This is a genomic window from Streptomyces sp. NPDC004658, from assembly GCF_040609555.1.
Taxonomy (GTDB): domain Bacteria; phylum Actinomycetota; class Actinomycetes; order Streptomycetales; family Streptomycetaceae; genus Streptomyces.
Genome location: NZ_JBEXKG010000103.1, coordinates 12,776 through 29,089, shown reverse-complemented (window position 1 = coordinate 29,089; position 16,314 = coordinate 12,776). Strand labels below are relative to the sequence as shown.

Below are 16,314 nucleotides of genomic sequence, written 5' to 3'. Positions count from 1 at the left end.
GGCCGCCTCCCGCAGGTGCGCCGCGAGCCGCTCCACCCCGCCGACCAGCACCCCCGTCCCGGCCACCGCGCCCTCGCCCGCGCGCAGCTGCCACACGGCCCGCCCTGTCTCGCCCGCATCGGCGGCCTGCCTGGCCTCGTTCAGCCGTGCGCCGGCGAACACCAGCCGGTCCTTGGCCTGTTCGACGTACCCCGTGACCGACCGGAAGGCCGAGGGGGCGTACCGCTCCCGCAGCACCGCCAGGGTCCGCTGCGCGGCCGTCGTGCGTGCCGCCAGCTCCCGGAACCGCTCCTCGGCCAGCCCCAGCGCCGTGCGCAGCCCCTCCTCGTCCGCCGTGAGGCCCCGCAGCCGGTCCAGCGCCTCCGCCTCCGCGTCCAGCCGGCGCCCGGCCTCCGCGCAGCGGCCGATCACCCCGACCAGCGCCTGGCGCCGGGCGCCCGCCTCCTCCGGGACGCCCTGCTCGTAGCGCCGCCAGATCGCGAACGCCGCCGACAGCTCGGTCTCGGCGGCCCGCAGCGCGTGCGTGAACGGCTCGGTCCGCTGGTCCCCGAACCGTTCCCGGACGAAGGACAGTTCCTCCCGGCTGGTCCGTACGCAGTCGTCGGCCAGCCGCAGTGCCGCCCGGGCCTGGCGTTCGGAGTCGGCCGGGGTGGGCACGGCCGGGTGCGCCGGGACGGTCCCCGGGGTCGTCCGGGTCCGCGCCCGGCGGGTCCGCCGCAGATAGCCGTAGCCGGCCAGGGCGAGGGCCGCCACCCCGGCGACGAGCGGCAGCACGAGGTCCGTGGCCGACGTCTCGTCCTGCTGCGGCGCGCCGGCGCTCGCCACCGTGCCGACGGGGGCCACGGGAACCGGATCACGGGCATCGACCGTCATCACGGGCAGCACCAGCCACCCGGCTCCCACCAGGGCGCCCAGCACGGCATGAGCCAATCGCGCCCGTATGCGCGCGGTGGCCCGCCGGGGTCGGCCCCGGATCAGGGAGGACGTCACATTTCGGAGCGTATGGGCAGGTAGACGGCTCCGCGAGCGGGATGGATACGGGTGGGGGACCAGGCGGACAGGGGGGCGGGATGGACGAGAACCGGACGGACGAGGACCACCCGGAGCCGGACCGCCCTCACCCGGACGACCCCGGCACCGGGCCCGCCCCCCGCACCCGCCCCCGCAGACGCCGCCTCCTGCGGATCGCCGCCGCCCTCGCCGCCCTGCTCCTGCTCCCCGTCCTCACCGCCGAGACGGCGCTCCGGCTCAACTACACCGGCGATCCGGCCCCCGGCACCCGCACCCGGCACCAGGACGCCCTCTGGCTCGGGCACGCCTGGGTGGACGGGCGCAAGACCGACCGGGACGTCCAGGCCCTCGCCCGCCGCCTGAAGGGCACCGGCATCCGCGATCTGTACGTCCACGCGGGGCCGCTCGAACACGACGGGACCCTGCCCGCGTCGGCGTACCCGAAGGCCCGCCGGCTGATCGCGGCCGTCCACCGGGAACTCCCCGGCGTCCGCGTCCAGGCCTGGCTCGGCGACAAGCTGGCCACGGAGAGCCCGGACGGCCTGCGCCTGGAGCGCGCCGCGACCCGGGCGGCGGTCGTCACCTCGGCCCGGCGCATCCTCGCCGCCGGCTTCGAGGGCACCCACTTCGACCTGGAACCGCTGCACTCCGGCGACCGCGACTACCTGTCCCTCCTCGACGACCTGCGCGGCCTCACCCACGCCCGGGGCGCCGTCCTCTCCGTCGCCGCCCACCAGATCGACCCGCTGCCCGCCTTCCACTCCTTCTGGGGTACGACCACCGGCCACCCCAAGTGGTGGTCGCAGGCGTACTTCGGGCAGGTGGCCCGCCGTGTGGACCAGATCGCCGTCATGTCGTACGACACCATGCAGCCGTTGCAGAGCCTGTACGGCGGCTATGTGGCCCAGCAGACCAGCCTCGCCCTGGAGGTCACCCCCGAGAGCACCGACCTGCTGATGGGCCTGCCCTTCTACCACGAGAACCGGTTCGGGCACTGGGCGCACGCCGAGACGGTCCCGGCCGCCGTGCGCGGGGTCCGCCTCGGTCTGAGCCGTACGGACGCCGACCGGGCCCGCTTCGGCGTCGCGCTCTACGTGGACTTCGCGGCCACCGAGGCGGACTGGCGGGCGTACCGGGAGGACTGGGCGGCTACGCCCCCGACCGCCTCCTGATCTTCGAGCCCAGCCAGACCAGCGGGTCGTACTTGCGGTCCACCGCGCGTTCCTTCAGCGGGATCAGGGCGTTGTCGGTGATCCTGATGCCCTCGGGGCAGACCTCGGTGCAGCACTTGGTGATGTTGCAGTAGCCGAGGCCGTGGTCGTCCTGGGCGGTGCGTCCGCGGTCCAGGCCGGTCTCGGCGGCGGCGTCCAGCGGGTGCATGTCGAGTTCGGCGACGCGCATCAGGTAGCGCGGCCCGGCGAACGCCTGCTTGTTCTCCTCGTGGTCGCGCACCACATGGCAGGTGTTCTGGCACAGGAAGCACTCGATGCACTTGCGGAACTCCTGCGGGCGGTCCACGTCCTCCTGGAACATGCGGTACTCACCGGGCCCGAGACCAGGCGGCGGCACGAAGGCCGGGATCTCCCGCGCCTTCTGGTAGTTGAAGCCGACGTCCGTCACCAGGTCCCGGATCACGGGGAAGGCACGCAGCGGGGTGATCGTGACCGTCTCCGCCCGGTCGAAGACCGACATGCGGGTCATGCACATCAGCCGCGGGCGGCCGTTGATCTCCGCCGAGCACGAACCGCACTTGCCCGCCTTGCAGTTCCAGCGCACGGCGAGGTCGGGCACCTGGGTGGCCTGGAGGCGGTGGACGATGTCCAGGACCACCTCGCCGTCGTTCACCTCGACCGTGAAGTCCTGAAGGCCACCGCCCTGTTCGTCGCCCCGCCACACCTGGAAGCGGGCCTCGTAGCTGCTCACTCGTACAGCTCCTCTTCGGCGAGGTACTTGACCAGCTCCTCCTTCTCGAAGAGGGCGAGCAGGTCCGGGCGGATGGGTTCGGTGGTCTCGCGGGTGAGGCGGATCTGGCCGCGGGCCGGGTCGGCCGCCGCGAGGCCGCCGGTGGGGTCGGCGAGGGTGCACAGCAGGTTCACGTTGCGCCAGGACCGGTCCATCCGGGGATGGTCCTCGCGGGTGTGCCCGCCGCGCGACTCGGTGCGCTCCAGCGCCGCCCGGGCCACGCACTCGCTGACCAGCAGCATGTTCCTGAGGTCCAGGGCGAGGTGCCAGCCGGGGTTGAACTGGCGGTGGCCCTCGACGCCGGCCCGCCGGGCCCGCACCCGCAGCTCGGCCAGCTTGTGCAGGGCCCGCTCCATCTCGCCCTCGCGGCGGATGATGCCGACCAGGTCGTTCATCGCCTGCTGGAGTTCCTGGTGCAGGGCGTACGGGTTCTCCGGCGGGCCCGCCTCGCCCTCCGCCTCGGCGGAGAACGGCCGCAGTGCCTCCGCCGACGCCGTGTTCACCTGGGTGTCGTCCACGGGCGGGCGGCGCCGGGCCAGCCCCTGCGCGTACTCGGCCGCGTGCCAGCCGGCCCGGCGCCCGAACACGAGCAGGTCGGAGAGGGAGTTGCCGCCGAGCCGGTTGGAGCCGTGCATGCCGCCGGCCACCTCGCCGGCCGCGTACAGCCCGGGCACCCCGCGTGCCGCCGCCGTGTCGGAGTCGACCGCGATGCCGCCCATCACGTAGTGGCAGGTCGGGCCGACCTCCATCGCCTCCGCCGTGATGTCGACGTCCGCCAGCTCCTTGAACTGGTGGTACATGGAGGGCAGCCGGCGCCGGATGACCTCGGCGGGCATCCGGGTCGACACGTCGAGGAAGACCCCGCCGTGCGGGGAGCCCCGGCCGGCCTTCACCTCGGCGTTGATCGCGCGGGCCACCTCGTCGCGGGGGAGGAGTTCGGGCGGCCGGCGGTTGTTGTCCGGGTCCTCGTACCACCGGTCGGCCTCCTCCTCCGACTCGGCGTACTTCTCCTTGAAGACGTCCGGGACGTAGTCGAACATGAACCGCTTGCCCTCGGAGTTCCGCAGGACCCCGCCGTCCCCGCGCACCGACTCGGTGACGAGGATGCCCTTCACCGACGGCGGCCAGACCATGCCGGTCGGGTGGAACTGCACGAACTCCATGTTCAGCAGCGGAGCGCCCGCGAGGAGCGCCAGCGCGTGGCCGTCGCCCGTGTACTCCCACGAGTTGGACGTGACCTTGAAGGACTTGCCGATGCCGCCGGTCGCGAGGACCACCGCCGGCGCCTCCAGCACGAAGAAGCGGCCGGTCTCGCGGTCGTAGGCGAACACGCCCGAGACGCGGTCGCCGTCCTTGAGGATCCGGGTGACCGTGCACTCCTGGAAGACCTTCAGCCGGGACTCGTAGTCCCCGGTCTCCCTGAAGTCCTCCTGCTGGAGCGCGACGATCTTCTGCTGGAGCGTGCGGATCAGCTCCAGGCCCGTGCGGTCGCCCACATGGGCCAGGCGCGGGTACTCGTGCCCGCCGAAGTTCCGCTGGGAGATGCGGCCGTCCTTCATGCGGTCGAACAGCGCGCCCCAGGTCTCCAGTTCCCACACCCGGTCCGGGGCCTCCTGCGCGTGCAGCTCGGCCATCCGCCACTGGTTGAGGAACTTGCCGCCGCGCATGGTGTCGCGGAAGTGGACCTGCCAGCTGTCGTGCTCGTTGGCGTTGGCCATGGCCGCCGCGATGCCGCCCTCGGCCATCACCGTGTGCGCCTTGCCGAACAGCGACTTGCAGATCACCGCCGTACGGGCGCCCCGCTCGCGCGCCTCGATCGCCGCCCGGAGGCCCGCGCCCCCGGCGCCGACCACGACGACGTCCCACTCCTGCCGGTCGACCACGGACATCAGTTCAGTCCCTCACTGGATCTCTAGAAGAAGCGCGGATCGTCGAAGACCCCGGACGCGACCAGGTAGACGTAGAAGTCGGCGAGCGCCACGCTCAGCAGCGAGGCCCAGGCCAGCTGCATGTGGCGGGCGTTGAGCCGGCCGACGAACTGCCAGGCGCGGTAGCGCACCGGGTGCCGGGAGAAGTGTTTGAGCTTGCCGCCGACGATGTGCCGGCAGGAGTGGCACGAGAGGGTGTACGCCCAGATCAGCACGATGTTGGCCAGGAAGACCAGGGTGCCGAGCCCCATGTGCCCCCACCGGTAGTGCTCGTCGCGGAAGGCCAGCAGGGTGTCGTACGTCAGCACGCCGGCCACCAGCAGGGCGGCGTAGAAGAAGTACCGGTGGATGTTCTGCAGGACCAGCGGGAAGCGGGTCTCGCCGGTGTACGTCCGGTGCGGCTCGGCCACCGCGCAGGCGGGAGGCGACGCCCAGAAGGCCCGGTAGTACGCCTTGCGGTAGTAGTAGCAGGTCAGCCGGAAGCCGAGCGGGAAGATCAGGATGATGACGGCGGGGGAGATGCCCCACCAGCTCCCGAAGAGGTCGGCGTTGGGCCCGGCGCGCATGGTCCGGCAGTTCTCCGCCAGGCACGGCGAGTAGAACGGCGAGACGTACGGCGCCGCGTAGTAGTGGGCGTTCGCGAAGGCCCGCCAGGTCGAGTACACGACGAAGGCCAGCAGACCGGCCGCGGTGGCGGCGGGCGCCAGCCACCAGCGGTCGGTCCGCAGGTGCGGGGCGGCGATCGCGGCGCGCGCAGGGGTGCGTACGCCGCCGCTGTTCTGTTGGGGTTCCGTACCAGTAGCCAAGGGGGACTCCGGTCGGTTCGGGGGTGTGTCAGGGGGCGCGGCGGTCGCGGGCGCCCAGGCCCTCGTCGTCCGAGTCCGTCCACAGGCTGATGTCGTAGGGCGCGTCGGAGATGGTGACGAGGTCGGGCCGGCGTGGCGTGGCCGGGGCCGCGGCTGCCTCCCGCAGCAGTGCCACGCTCTCACGCAGATGGTCGGCGTCCAGGCGGACCCGGCGTATCTCCAGACCGCTGCCGAGTTGGTGTTCCAGGCGGCTCACCGACCGGTTGAGGTCGTCGAGGCAGCGCTGGACGGCGTTGATGTCGTCGTGCACGGACATGACTTGCCCTCGCTTCCGCGGGTCCGGCGGTCAGGGGCGGCAACGCTCATGCGCCTTGGAGTGTTGCGCCTCACGCCCGCCGGTGTGAAGGGATGTGCAGCGATTGGCCGAGGCGTACGGATGCACCGCCCGGTGTGTTGCGCCGCACGGGTGGGCTTACCGGCCGTCGTCGCCGTGTCGCCCACCGTGGCCGGATCCTTTCCTCTTCAGTGGCCGCATAGATCTGATCAGCTCCATATACCGCCAAACGTGATCAGTTCCATATACCGACAAATGCGAGCATAAGGCCCGTGGCTTCCTGGAGGTAGCAGAGATGTCCTACGACGGCGTCGGGCAGCGCCCCAAAGGGGTACGGGGCTCCATCGACGGGCGGCTCTGCCGCGGGGCGCGACCAGCCGCGACGCACCCGCAGCCGCACGACGGCACAGCGCGGCGCCCCGGTGGGCGGCACGTGCAGCGCGCCCTCGTCTTCCTCACCGCCGGCGCCCTCGCCGTCCCCCTCCTCGCCGGCTGCGGCGAGGACGACGAGGCCGGGACCCCCCTCGCACCGCAGGACATCGCTCTCGTCGCCCGCGACAAGGTCGCCGACGGCGGCACCCTGAAGTGGGCCGTGGACGAGGTACCGGAGACCCTGAACACCTTCCAGGCCGACGCCGACGCCGGTACCGGCCGGGTCGCCCAGGCCGTGCTGCCGTCCATGTTCCGGCTGGACGCGGCCGGCCGGCCGGTACCCAACCCGGCCTACCTGGAGTCGGCCAAGGTCATCGAGACCGAGCCGCGCCAGGTCGTGCTGTACAAGCTGAACCAGCAGGCCGTGTGGACCGACGGCCGGGAGATCGGCGCCGCCGACTTCGTCGCGCAGTGGCGCGCCCTGTCCGGCAAGAACAGCGCCTTCTGGACCGCCCGCAACGCCGGCTACGACCGCATCGCCAAGATCGAGCGCGGCGCCAGCGACCTCCAGGTGCGGGTCACCTTCTCCCGCCCCTACGCCGACTGGAAGTCGCTGTTCTCCCCGCTGTACCCGAAGGACGTCATGGGCACCCCGGACGCCTTCAACGACGGCGCCCGGCGCAAGCTGAACGTCACCGCCGGACCCTTCAAGGTCAAGAAGGTCGACACCGCGAAGAAGGACGTCGTCCTCACCCGCAACCCGCGCTGGTGGGGGAAGCCCGCCAAGCTGAACGAGATCGTGCTGCACGCCGTCTCGCGCGACAAGCGGGCCGCCGCCCTCGCCGACGGCAGCGTGGACCTCGCCGAGATCGACTCCGCCGACGCCCAGCGGATCGGGCTCGCCCACCGCGAGAAGGGCACCGGCACCCCACTCCAGGGCGCCGGCGGCAAGACCTCCGCGAAGAAGCTGCGCGACTGGGCGCTCGCGCACGGCTTCGACTCCGACCAGGTGCACGCCGGCAGGAAGAAGCTGCGCAAGGCGATCACCCGGTACCTGGAGCAGCAGCAGGCGCTGCGGGACGTCGAGGTCCGCAAGTCCCTGGAGCCCGCCTACACCCAGCTCGCCCTCAACGGCTCCACCGGTCCCCTCGCCGACGAACGGGTCCGCCGGGCCGTCGCCCGCGCCCTGGACCGGGTGGAGCTGGCCCGGCTGGTGCTCACCCCGCTCGGCCTGCCCGCCGTACCGGTCGGCAGCCACCTCGCCCTGTCCGGGCAGGCCGCCTACGCCGACGGCAGCGGCGCGATCGGCGGCCAGGACGCCAAGGAGGCGCAGGCGCTGCTCGCCGACGCCGGCTGGGTGCGCGGCGGCCCGCTGAAGGAGCAGAAGAAGGCCGAGAAGGCGGCCGGCCCCCAGCGCCCCTCCGAGGACGTGTCGAACGGCGGCAAGGACGGCGAGTACATCGTGGGGGAGGACGACGACGAGAAGGGCCGCGACGACGGGCCCGGCGCCGGGAGCCACGGCGGTTCGGACGGCGACGGCAAGGGCAAGCACCACGAGTCCGCCGGCGACCAGCACGAGCACCCCGACCAGCACCTCGCGCGCGAGGGCAAGCACGGCGGCGCGCCCGGCGCGTACGCCCCCCAGGGCACGGCCGCCCCGGCCGCCGCGCCCGCCGGACCGCTCGCCAAGGACGGCAAGCCGCTCGCGCTGCGCTTCGTCCTGCCCTCCGGCTCCGGCTCCGAGACGCTGAACTCGGTCGCCGAGCGGATCTCCGCGATGCTGGAGCAGGTCGGCATCCGCACCACGATCACGAAGGTCTCCGACGAGAGCTACTTCAAGGACCACGTCGCCGCCGGCGACTACGACCTCGCCCTGTACTCCTGGCCGTCCTCCGCGTTCCCGGCGACGGACGCCCGGCCCATCTACGCCAAGCCGGTCGCGGCGGCGGACGGCTCGGTGAACGTCGAGCAGAACTACACGCGGGTCGGCACGGACCAGGTCGACCAGCTCTTCGACCAGGCCCAGGCCACGCTCGACGAGGACGAGGCGCGTTCCCTGATCCGCAAGGCCGACTCCCGCATCTGGGCGGTCGCCGGCTCGATCCCGCTCTACCAGCGGCCTCAGCTGGTGGGGGTCCGCAAGAACGTGGTCAACGCGGGGGCCTTCGGCTTCCAGACACCGGTCTACGAGGACATGGGCTTCCTGAAGAAGGGGGCGAAGGTCTCGCCGAGTCCGGCCAAATAGCCGCCGCCGGGTGCGTCGGAGGCGGCCTGAGCTGCACCGACGTATCCCGGCGAGCTCCAGCGGCAGGGGCCACGTACCATGGGGTGAGGCCGTGGCGTGTCCAGCCCGGCAGGGCCCGCGCGACACGGACGTACGCGCAGGGCAGTCCGCACACTCCGGGAGTACGCCACAATATGACTGCGTTTTCTACGCGTCACGACATCCGCAACGTCGCCATCGTCGCCCACGTCGACCACGGCAAGACCACCATCGTCGACGCGATGCTGAAGCAGGCCGGTGCCTTCGCCGCCCACCAGCTCGACCAGGTCGACGACCGCGTCATGGACTCGAACGACCTGGAGCGTGAGAAGGGCATCACGATCCTCGCCAAGAACACGGCGGTCAAGTACCACCCGAAGGACGGCGGGGAGCCCATCACCATCAACATCATCGACACCCCCGGCCACGCCGACTTCGGCGGCGAGGTCGAGCGCGGCCTGTCGATGGTCGACGGCGTCGTGCTGCTGGTGGACGCCTCCGAGGGCCCGCTGCCGCAGACCCGCTTCGTGCTGCGCAAGGCGCTCCAGGCCCGGCTCCCCGTCATCCTGTGCATCAACAAGACGGACCGCCCGGACGCCCGCATCGACGAGGTCGTCAACGAGACCTACGACCTCTTCCTCGACCTGGACGCGGACGAGGAGCAGATCGAGTTCCCGATCGTCTACGCCTGCGGCCGTGACGGCATCGCCTCGCTGACCAAGCCGGACAACGGCACGGTCCCGGCGGACTCCACCAGCCTGGAGCCGTTCTTCTCCACCATCCTGGAGCACATCCCGGCCCCGACCTACGAAGAGGGCGCCCCGCTCCAGGCGCACGTCACCAACCTGGACGCCGACAACTTCCTCGGCCGTATCGCGCTGCTCCGGGTCGAGCAGGGCGAGCTGCGCAAGGGGCAGACGGTCGCCTGGATCAAGCGCGACGGCTCGGTCAGCAACGTCCGCATCTCCGAGCTGATGATGACGGAGGCGCTCACCCGCAAGCCGGCCGAGAAGGCGGGCCCGGGCGACATCTGCGCGGTCGCCGGCATCCCGGACATCATGATCGGCGAGACGCTGGCCGACCCGGAGAACCCGGTCGCGCTGCCGCTGATCAAGGTCGACGAGCCGGCGATCTCCATGGTGATCGGTACGAACACCTCCCCGCTGGTCGGCCGCGGCGCCACCGGCAAGGGCGCCGACAAGAAGGCGGCCGTCAAGGACCGCAAGGTCACCGCCCGCCAGGTCAAGGACCGCCTGGACCGCGAGCTGATCGGCAACGTCAGCCTCCGTGTCCTGGAGACCGAGCGTCCGGACGCCTGGGAGGTGCAGGGCCGTGGTGAGCTGGCGCTGGCCATCCTGGTCGAGACCATGCGCCGCGAGGGCTACGAACTGACCGTCGGCAAGCCGCAGGTCGTCACCAAGGAGGTCGACGGCAAGACGTACGAGCCGATGGAGCGCATGACGATCGACGTGCCCGAGGAGCACATGGGCGCCGTCACCCAGCTGATGGGCGTGCGCAAGGGCCGCATGGACAACATGTCCAACCACGGCTCCGGCTGGGTCCGCATGGAGTGGGTCGTCCCCTCCCGCGGCCTGATCGGCTTCCGCACCGAGTTCCTGACGCAGACCCGTGGCACGGGCATCGCCCACTCCATCCACGAGGGCTTCGAGCCGTGGGCCGGCCCGCTGCAGACCCGCAACAACGGCTCCCTGGTCGCCGACCGCTCCGGCGCCGTCACCGCGTTCGCGATGACGAACCTCCAGGAGCGCGGCGTGCTCTTCGTGGAGCCGGGCACCGAGGTGTACGAGGGCATGATCGTCGGCGAGAACTCGCGCTCCGACGACATGGACGTCAACATCACCAAGGAGAAGAAGCTCACCAACATGCGGTCCTCGACGGCCGATGTGACCGAGTCGATCGTGCCGCCGCGCAAGCTGTCGCTGGAGCAGTCGCTGGAGTTCTGCCGCGACGACGAGTGCGTCGAGGTGACCCCGGAGGCCGTTCGCATCCGCAAGGTCGTGCTCGACCAGCGGGAGCGGGCGCGCGCCGCGAGCCGCGCCAAGCACAGCTGATTTCCGGACACCTGAGCCCGGGTTCCCCCACGGTGGGGGAGCCCGGGCTTTTTGCAACCCGTTTTCTGGCGCCTCATGTCCGACATGCGGAGATCACTGCCCGATAGCCATGTAACAAGTCCGTTTCGCGCCTTCTTCTGGCGAACAGTTTGTCCAGATTTTGGAAGGTGTAGGCGTGAGCTGTGACTGAATTGAGATCTACGGGCAGTGGTCGGTGGTCGACCCATGGCAGATAGTTAGCCGCGTAGCGCTCGGGTCAATGGGTCTCGCGCTGTGGGGACAGCGCCGACTCACGAGCACCAGAGGGTGTCTGACCCTCCGTCAGGGGTGTCGGAGGGAAGACGGAAACCCTCACCGGTTGGTGAACACGTGAAGTCATGAGGAGGGAACCCCGGTAACTACGCGCGTCCGGCTGCGGCTACGCGCGTCTTCGGAGTACGCGGACACCTCTCACGCTCACACCTGTGAAACGGACAAACCGTGACAAGTCCTATCGATATAGAGGGCGGCGGGGCTTCGGTCGTCGTCGACGGCGCACCAGGGCCGGAGACGAAGAGCGAACCCGTCAAGCTCGCGGGCCGGTCCCCCGGCCAGCTGATGTGGCTGCGCTTCAAGCGCGACCGCACGGGCGTCATCTGCGCCGTGGTGGTGATCGGCTACTTCGTCGTCGCCCTGCTCGCACCGCTGCTGGCGAAGCTGCCGGGCACGGATCCGTACACCCTGTACGGCCAGGACCCCACCTACGCCGACAAGCCCGTCCTCGACGAATTCGGGCTTCCGCTGGGGTACTTGGGGGGCGTGTCCGGCGACCACTGGTTCGGCGTCGAGCCGCAGTACGGCCGCGACCTGTACGCCATGCTGCTGTACGGCATGCGCACCTCGCTGTACATGGCGCTCGGCATCACCGTGCTCGTCATGGTCACCGGTGTCGTGATCGGCCTGATCGGCGGGTACTTCGGCGGTCGCACGGACTACTGGATCGGCCGTGGCACCGACTTCTTCCTCTCCTTCCCGCAACAGCTGTTCTTCATCGCCTTCATGCCCGTCGTGACGTCGTTCTTCGTGGACCCCCGCGAGGAGACGCCGACCTACTTCCGTGCCCTGGCCATGCTGATCGTGCTGTGGCTGCTGGGCTGGATGGGCATGGCCCGACTGGTCCGGTCGACGGTACTGTCCCTGCGCGAACGGGAGTTCGTGGAGGCGGCCAAGGTGTCGGGCGCCTCGCCGTGGCGGATCGTGCGCAAGGAGATCCTGCCCAACGTCGTCACCCCGATCCTGGTGCAGTTCACGTACCAACTGCCCAGCACCATCCTCAGCATCGCCTTCCTGTCCTTCGCGGGTGTCGGGTTCGTCGAGCCGACGCCCGACTGGGGACGCCTCTTCGCCGCCGGCGCCCGGTACGCCGAGCAGGACCCGGCGTTCATGTTCTTCCCCGGGGTGGCGCTGGTGATCTTCGTCCTGTGCTTCAACCTCCTCGGGGACTCCGTACGGGACGCGTTCGACCCCAAGTCCGGGCGGTAGGTCGTCCGTTGGGTGGGGGGTGGCTGCCGCCCCCGCCGGCCCGCACGCGGCCGGCGCCCGGCAGATCTCACGGATAACAACCGACAGGTAGGTGGATTCGCCACATGATGTCTCATCGCGCCCGCGGAGCGCGCGCCGTAGTGATCGCCATCGCGGCCGGCTCCCTGGCTCTGACGGGCTGCTCCAAGAACGAGGGCGGCAAATCCGGCAAGGACTCCAAGAAGGACCAGAAGGAGGCGGCGGTCCAGTCGAAGGCGGTCACCTACGTCGACGCCGCGGGCTCGACCGGACCCGCGAAGGACGTGCCCGGCGCCAAGCCCGGCGGCACGATCACGGTGTACCAGGAGGCGGGCCTGTCCCACCTGGATCCCGGCCAGATCTACGTCTCCGACGCCGGACAGGTCGCCAACCTGCTCTTCCGCCGCCTGACCCAGTTCCAGGAGGACGACAAGGGCAACGTGTCCGTCGTCGGTGACCTCGCCACCGACTCCGGCAAGTCCTCCGACGGCGGCAAGACCTGGACCTTCACGCTGAAGGACGGCATCAAGGACGAGAACGGCAACCCCATCACCTCGGCCGACGTCCGGCACAGCGTCGAGCGCCTGTACGCGAAGTTCATCTTCGACGGCCCGACCTACCTCCAGACCTGGCTGAGCGGTTCCGACTACCGCAAGGCCCTGCCCGGCGGCGGCTTCGACGGCAAGCACCTGCCGGCCTCCGTGCTGGACACCCCGGACGACAAGACGGTGATCTTCCACTTCGACCAGTCGCGCCCGGACCTGCCGCAGACGCTCGCCATGGCCGGCTACGCCGTCGTCCCGGCGAAGGGCGACACCAAGGAGAGGTACGAGAAGAAGCCGGTCTCCACCGGCCCGTACAAGATCGCCGAGAACAAGGCCGGCAAGACCCTGAAGCTGGTCAGGAACACCAACTGGGACCCGAAGACGGACTCCGTGCGCCACCAGTACGTCGACGGCTTCACCATCCAGTTCGGCGTCACCGAGTCCACCCAGACCAAGCGCCTCATCGCGGACGAGGGCGAGAACAAGAACGCCATCCAGCTCACCAACGGCGTCGAGGCCACGCAGATCCAGGACGTCATCAACAACCCGGAGGCCAGCAAGCGCACGGTCAAGGGCTACCAGCCCTACGTGATGACCCTGACCTTCAACCTCGACCGGGTCAAGGACAAGAAGGTCCGCGAGGCCGTCACCTACGCGGTCAACTCCAACTCCCTCATCGCCGGCGAGGGCGGTGCCTACGGCGGTGACGTCGCGCCGAACTACTTCGCGCCGACGCTGCCCGGCTACGAGCCGAACTACGACCCCTACGGCCGTCTGAAGACCCCGCAGGGCAACATCGCCAAGGCCAAGGAGATCCTCAAGGGCGTCCCGGCCGCCGAGAAGAAGATCGTCTTCGCCTACGCCAACAGCGAGGCCGGCCAGAAGCGCAAGGTCGCCATCGAGGACGCCCTGACCAAGGTCGGGTTCGACGTCGTCGCCAAGGAAGTCGACTCGGCGAGCTACTACGAGCAGATCGGCAAGCTCAAGAACCCGTACGACGCCTACATCACGGGCTGGGGCCAGGACTGGCCGTCCCCGGGCACGGTCGTCACCCCGATCTACGACGGCTCGCAGGTCTTCGACGGCTCCGCGAACTACTCGCACGTCAAGGACCCGAAGGTCGACGCCCTCATCAAGAAGGCGCTGACGCAGAACCCGACCGACGCCGCCAAGACCTGGAAGGAAGCGCACCACTACCTGCTGGAGAACGTCATCCCGGCGGCTCCGCTGTGGTACACGAAGCAGTTCCAGATCTCCGGCTCCAACGTGGGCGGTGCCCGCTACGGCTCGGTGTCCAGCCTCATCGACATCACCCGGCTGTACCTGAAGTCGTGACCCGCGGCTGATCAAGGGGGCGCGCTCCGCAGCGAGCGCGCCCCTTGCCCGAGCGCCCCTACCCACCGTCTCCGCAGAGAGCCAGCCCGCCATGCTTCAGTTCATCATCCGGCGCACGGTCGGCGCCTTCGTCACGCTCTTCCTCATCGGGGCGGCGACGTTCTTCCTCTTCGTGGCCGCACCCTCCGACTACGCCTCCCTGGCCTGCGGCAAGGACTGTTCGCCCCAGCGGCTGGCGGACATCCGGGAGGCCCTCGGGCTCAACCTGCCCCTCGCCCAGCAGTTCTGGGACTTCATGTCCGGCATCGTCACGGGCCGCGACTTCCCGACGGGGCACTGCCCGGCCCCCTGCCTGGGCGTGTCGTTCTACTCGGGGGACATGGTCTGGAGCACCATCATCGACCGGTTCCCGCTCACCCTCACGCTGGCCATCGGCGGCACGATCGTCTTCCTCGTCGTCGGCGTCGGCGCGGGCATGATCGCCGCCTACCGGCGCGGAACGCTGGTGGACAAGGTCGCCACCGGCGCGTCCATGGTGCTCAGCTCGTTCCAGATCTACTTCCTCGGCCCGATCGTCCTGACGATCCTCGTCTACAGCACCGGCTGGATGGAGGACCCGAAGTACGTGCCCATCACCCAGGACCCGGTCGGCTGGTTCGTCGGGATGTCGATCCCGGTGTGCGTGCTGGCCACGATCTTCACCGCGCAGTACACCCGTATGGCGCGCTCCTCCATGATCGAACAGCTCGCCGAGGACCATGTGCGCACCGCCCGTGCCAAGGGCATGTCACGCAGGTACGTCTTCCTGCGCTACGCCTGGCGCGGCTCGCTCATCCCGATCGTCACCGTGCTCGGCATCGACGTCAGCGCCATGCTCGGCGGCACCGTCGTCACCGAACTGACCTTCTCCCTCCAGGGGATCGGCCGGCTCGCCGTGGACGGTGCGGTCAACAAGGACCTGCCGCTGACGATGGGGGTGATGCTGTTCGGCGCCTTCTTCATCCTGCTCATCAACATCCTGACCGACATCACCTACGCGTGGATCGACCCCCGCATCCGGCTCTCCTAGGAAGAACCAGCCATCGTGACCACAGTGACCAAGGCCGAAGGCGCACCGGCCCCGACGGGGCCGGACGGATTCCTCTCGGTGCGCGATCTCCAGGTGACGTTCTCCACCGAGGACGGCCCGGTCAAGGCCGTCGACGGCCTCTCCTTCGACCTGCACCGCGGGAAGACCCTCGGCATCGTGGGGGAGTCGGGCTCGGGCAAGTCGGTCACCAACCTGACGATCCTCGGGCTGCACGACCCGATGTTCACGACCATCGACGGGGAGATCCTCCTCGACGGCAAGGAACTCATCACCGCCACCGAGAAGGAGATGGAGAAGCTCCGCGGCAACCGGATGGCGATGATCTTCCAGGACCCGCTCACCGCGCTGTCGCCCTTCTACACCATCGGCCGGCAGATCGCCGAGCCGTTCATGAAGCACACCGGCGCCTCGAAGAAGTCCGCCTGGGAGCGGGCCGTGGAGATGCTCGCCAAGGTCGGCATCCCCAACCCCAAGGAGCGCGCCCGGGACTATCCGCACCAGTTCTCCGGCGGTATGCGCCAGCGCGCGATGATCGCCATGGCGCTGGTCTGCGACCCGGACCTGCTGATCGCCGACGAGCCCACCACGGCGCTGGACGTGACCGTGCAGGCCCAGATCCTGGACCTGCTCAAGGACCTCCAGCGGGAGTTCGGCACGGCGATCGTCTTCATCACCCACGACCTCGGGGTCATCGCCGACATGGCCGACGACATCATGGTCATGTACGCCGGGCGCGCGGTGGAGCGCGGCACCGTCGACGAGGTGCTCAGGGCGCCCCAGCACCCGTACACCTGGGGCCTGCTGAACTCCATGCCCCGGCTGGACTCCGACCTCGGCACCCCGCTCTCGCCGATCCCCGGCGCCCCGCCGAGCCTGCTCACGCCGCCGACCGGCTGCCGCTTCCACCCCCGGTGCACGTTCCGGGACCGGGTGGGGGGCGACCGGTGCGTCACCGAGCGCCCGCTGCTGGGACCGGACCGTGCCTCGGCGTGCCACCTGGGCGCGGAGCAGAAGCGCACCATCTTCATCGAAGAGATCAGGCCCCGTCTGGGCTAGG

Annotated in this window: 11 protein-coding genes and 1 pseudogene; 7 read left to right on the top strand and 5 right to left on the bottom strand. The window is 70.1% G+C overall.

All coding sequences use genetic code 11. The features are described from left to right. Positions 1-990 (bottom strand): annotated as a pseudogene (locus tag ABZV94_RS28320) (hypothetical protein); the annotation flags it as partial. A gap of 80 nt (positions 991-1,070) precedes the next feature. Between ABZV94_RS28320 and ABZV94_RS28315 the strand changes: the two are divergent. Further along, positions 1,071-2,183 carry a hypothetical protein gene (locus ABZV94_RS28315; protein ID WP_356345174.1) on the top strand — a complete coding sequence of 371 codons (1,113 nt, stop codon included), beginning with the start codon at positions 1,071-1,073 and terminating at the stop codon, positions 2,181-2,183. On the opposite strand, the gene ABZV94_RS28310 is transcribed toward ABZV94_RS28315, so the two are convergent. The 4 genes from ABZV94_RS28310 to ABZV94_RS28295 are packed head-to-tail and all read right to left on the bottom strand — an operon-like array spanning position 2,161 to position 6,023. Next, positions 2,161-2,934 carry a succinate dehydrogenase/fumarate reductase iron-sulfur subunit gene (locus ABZV94_RS28310; RefSeq protein ID WP_356345172.1) on the bottom strand — a complete coding sequence of 258 codons (774 nt, stop codon included), beginning with the start codon at positions 2,932-2,934 and terminating at the stop codon, positions 2,161-2,163. The genes ABZV94_RS28315 and ABZV94_RS28310 overlap by 23 nt on opposite strands. Then, positions 2,931-4,862 carry a fumarate reductase/succinate dehydrogenase flavoprotein subunit gene (locus tag ABZV94_RS28305; protein ID WP_356345170.1) on the bottom strand — a complete coding sequence of 644 codons (1,932 nt, stop codon included), beginning with the start codon at positions 4,860-4,862 and terminating at the stop codon, positions 2,931-2,933. Before ABZV94_RS28305 ends, ABZV94_RS28310 begins: the two co-directional genes overlap by 4 nt. A gap of 23 nt (positions 4,863-4,885) precedes the next feature. Next, entirely contained in the window at positions 4,886-5,707 is an 822-nt protein-coding gene (locus tag ABZV94_RS28300; protein ID WP_356345168.1) for a hypothetical protein, read from the bottom strand. A gap of 28 nt (positions 5,708-5,735) precedes the next feature. Beyond that, positions 5,736-6,023: a hypothetical protein gene (locus tag ABZV94_RS28295; RefSeq protein WP_356345166.1), complete on the bottom strand. Its 288-nt coding sequence runs from the start codon at positions 6,021-6,023 to the stop codon at positions 5,736-5,738. Positions 6,024-6,336: 313 nt separating this feature from the next. On the opposite strand from ABZV94_RS28295, the gene ABZV94_RS28290 reads away from it, so the two are divergent. The 6 genes from ABZV94_RS28290 (at position 6,337) to ABZV94_RS28265 (ending at position 16,313) form a co-directional block, all read left to right on the top strand. Next, positions 6,337-8,658: an ABC transporter family substrate-binding protein gene (locus ABZV94_RS28290; protein WP_356345163.1), complete on the top strand. Its 2,322-nt coding sequence runs from the start codon at positions 6,337-6,339 to the stop codon at positions 8,656-8,658. A gap of 173 nt (positions 8,659-8,831) precedes the next feature. Then, entirely contained in the window at positions 8,832-10,748 is a 1,917-nt protein-coding gene (typA, locus tag ABZV94_RS28285) for a translational GTPase TypA (RefSeq protein ID WP_356345162.1), read from the top strand. Between the two features lie 480 nt (positions 10,749-11,228). Then, positions 11,229-12,269 (top strand): ABC transporter permease, encoded by a 1,041-nt coding sequence (locus ABZV94_RS28280; RefSeq protein ID WP_356345161.1) that lies wholly within the window; start codon positions 11,229-11,231, stop codon positions 12,267-12,269. A 104-nt stretch (positions 12,270-12,373) separates the two neighbouring features. After that, complete coding sequence (locus ABZV94_RS28275; protein ID WP_356345158.1) at positions 12,374-14,167, top strand: ABC transporter substrate-binding protein; 1,794 nt, start codon at positions 12,374-12,376, stop codon at positions 14,165-14,167. 91 nt (positions 14,168-14,258) lie between these two features. Next, the gene (locus ABZV94_RS28270; protein WP_356345155.1) at positions 14,259-15,236 is read left to right on the top strand and encodes an ABC transporter permease; all 978 of its coding nucleotides are present in this window, start codon (positions 14,259-14,261) and stop codon (positions 15,234-15,236) included. A gap of 15 nt (positions 15,237-15,251) precedes the next feature. Further along, a complete protein-coding gene (locus ABZV94_RS28265; protein ID WP_356345153.1) occupies positions 15,252-16,313 on the top strand; it encodes an ABC transporter ATP-binding protein in 1,062 nt (353 codons plus the stop codon). Position 16,314 lies beyond the last annotated feature (1 nt).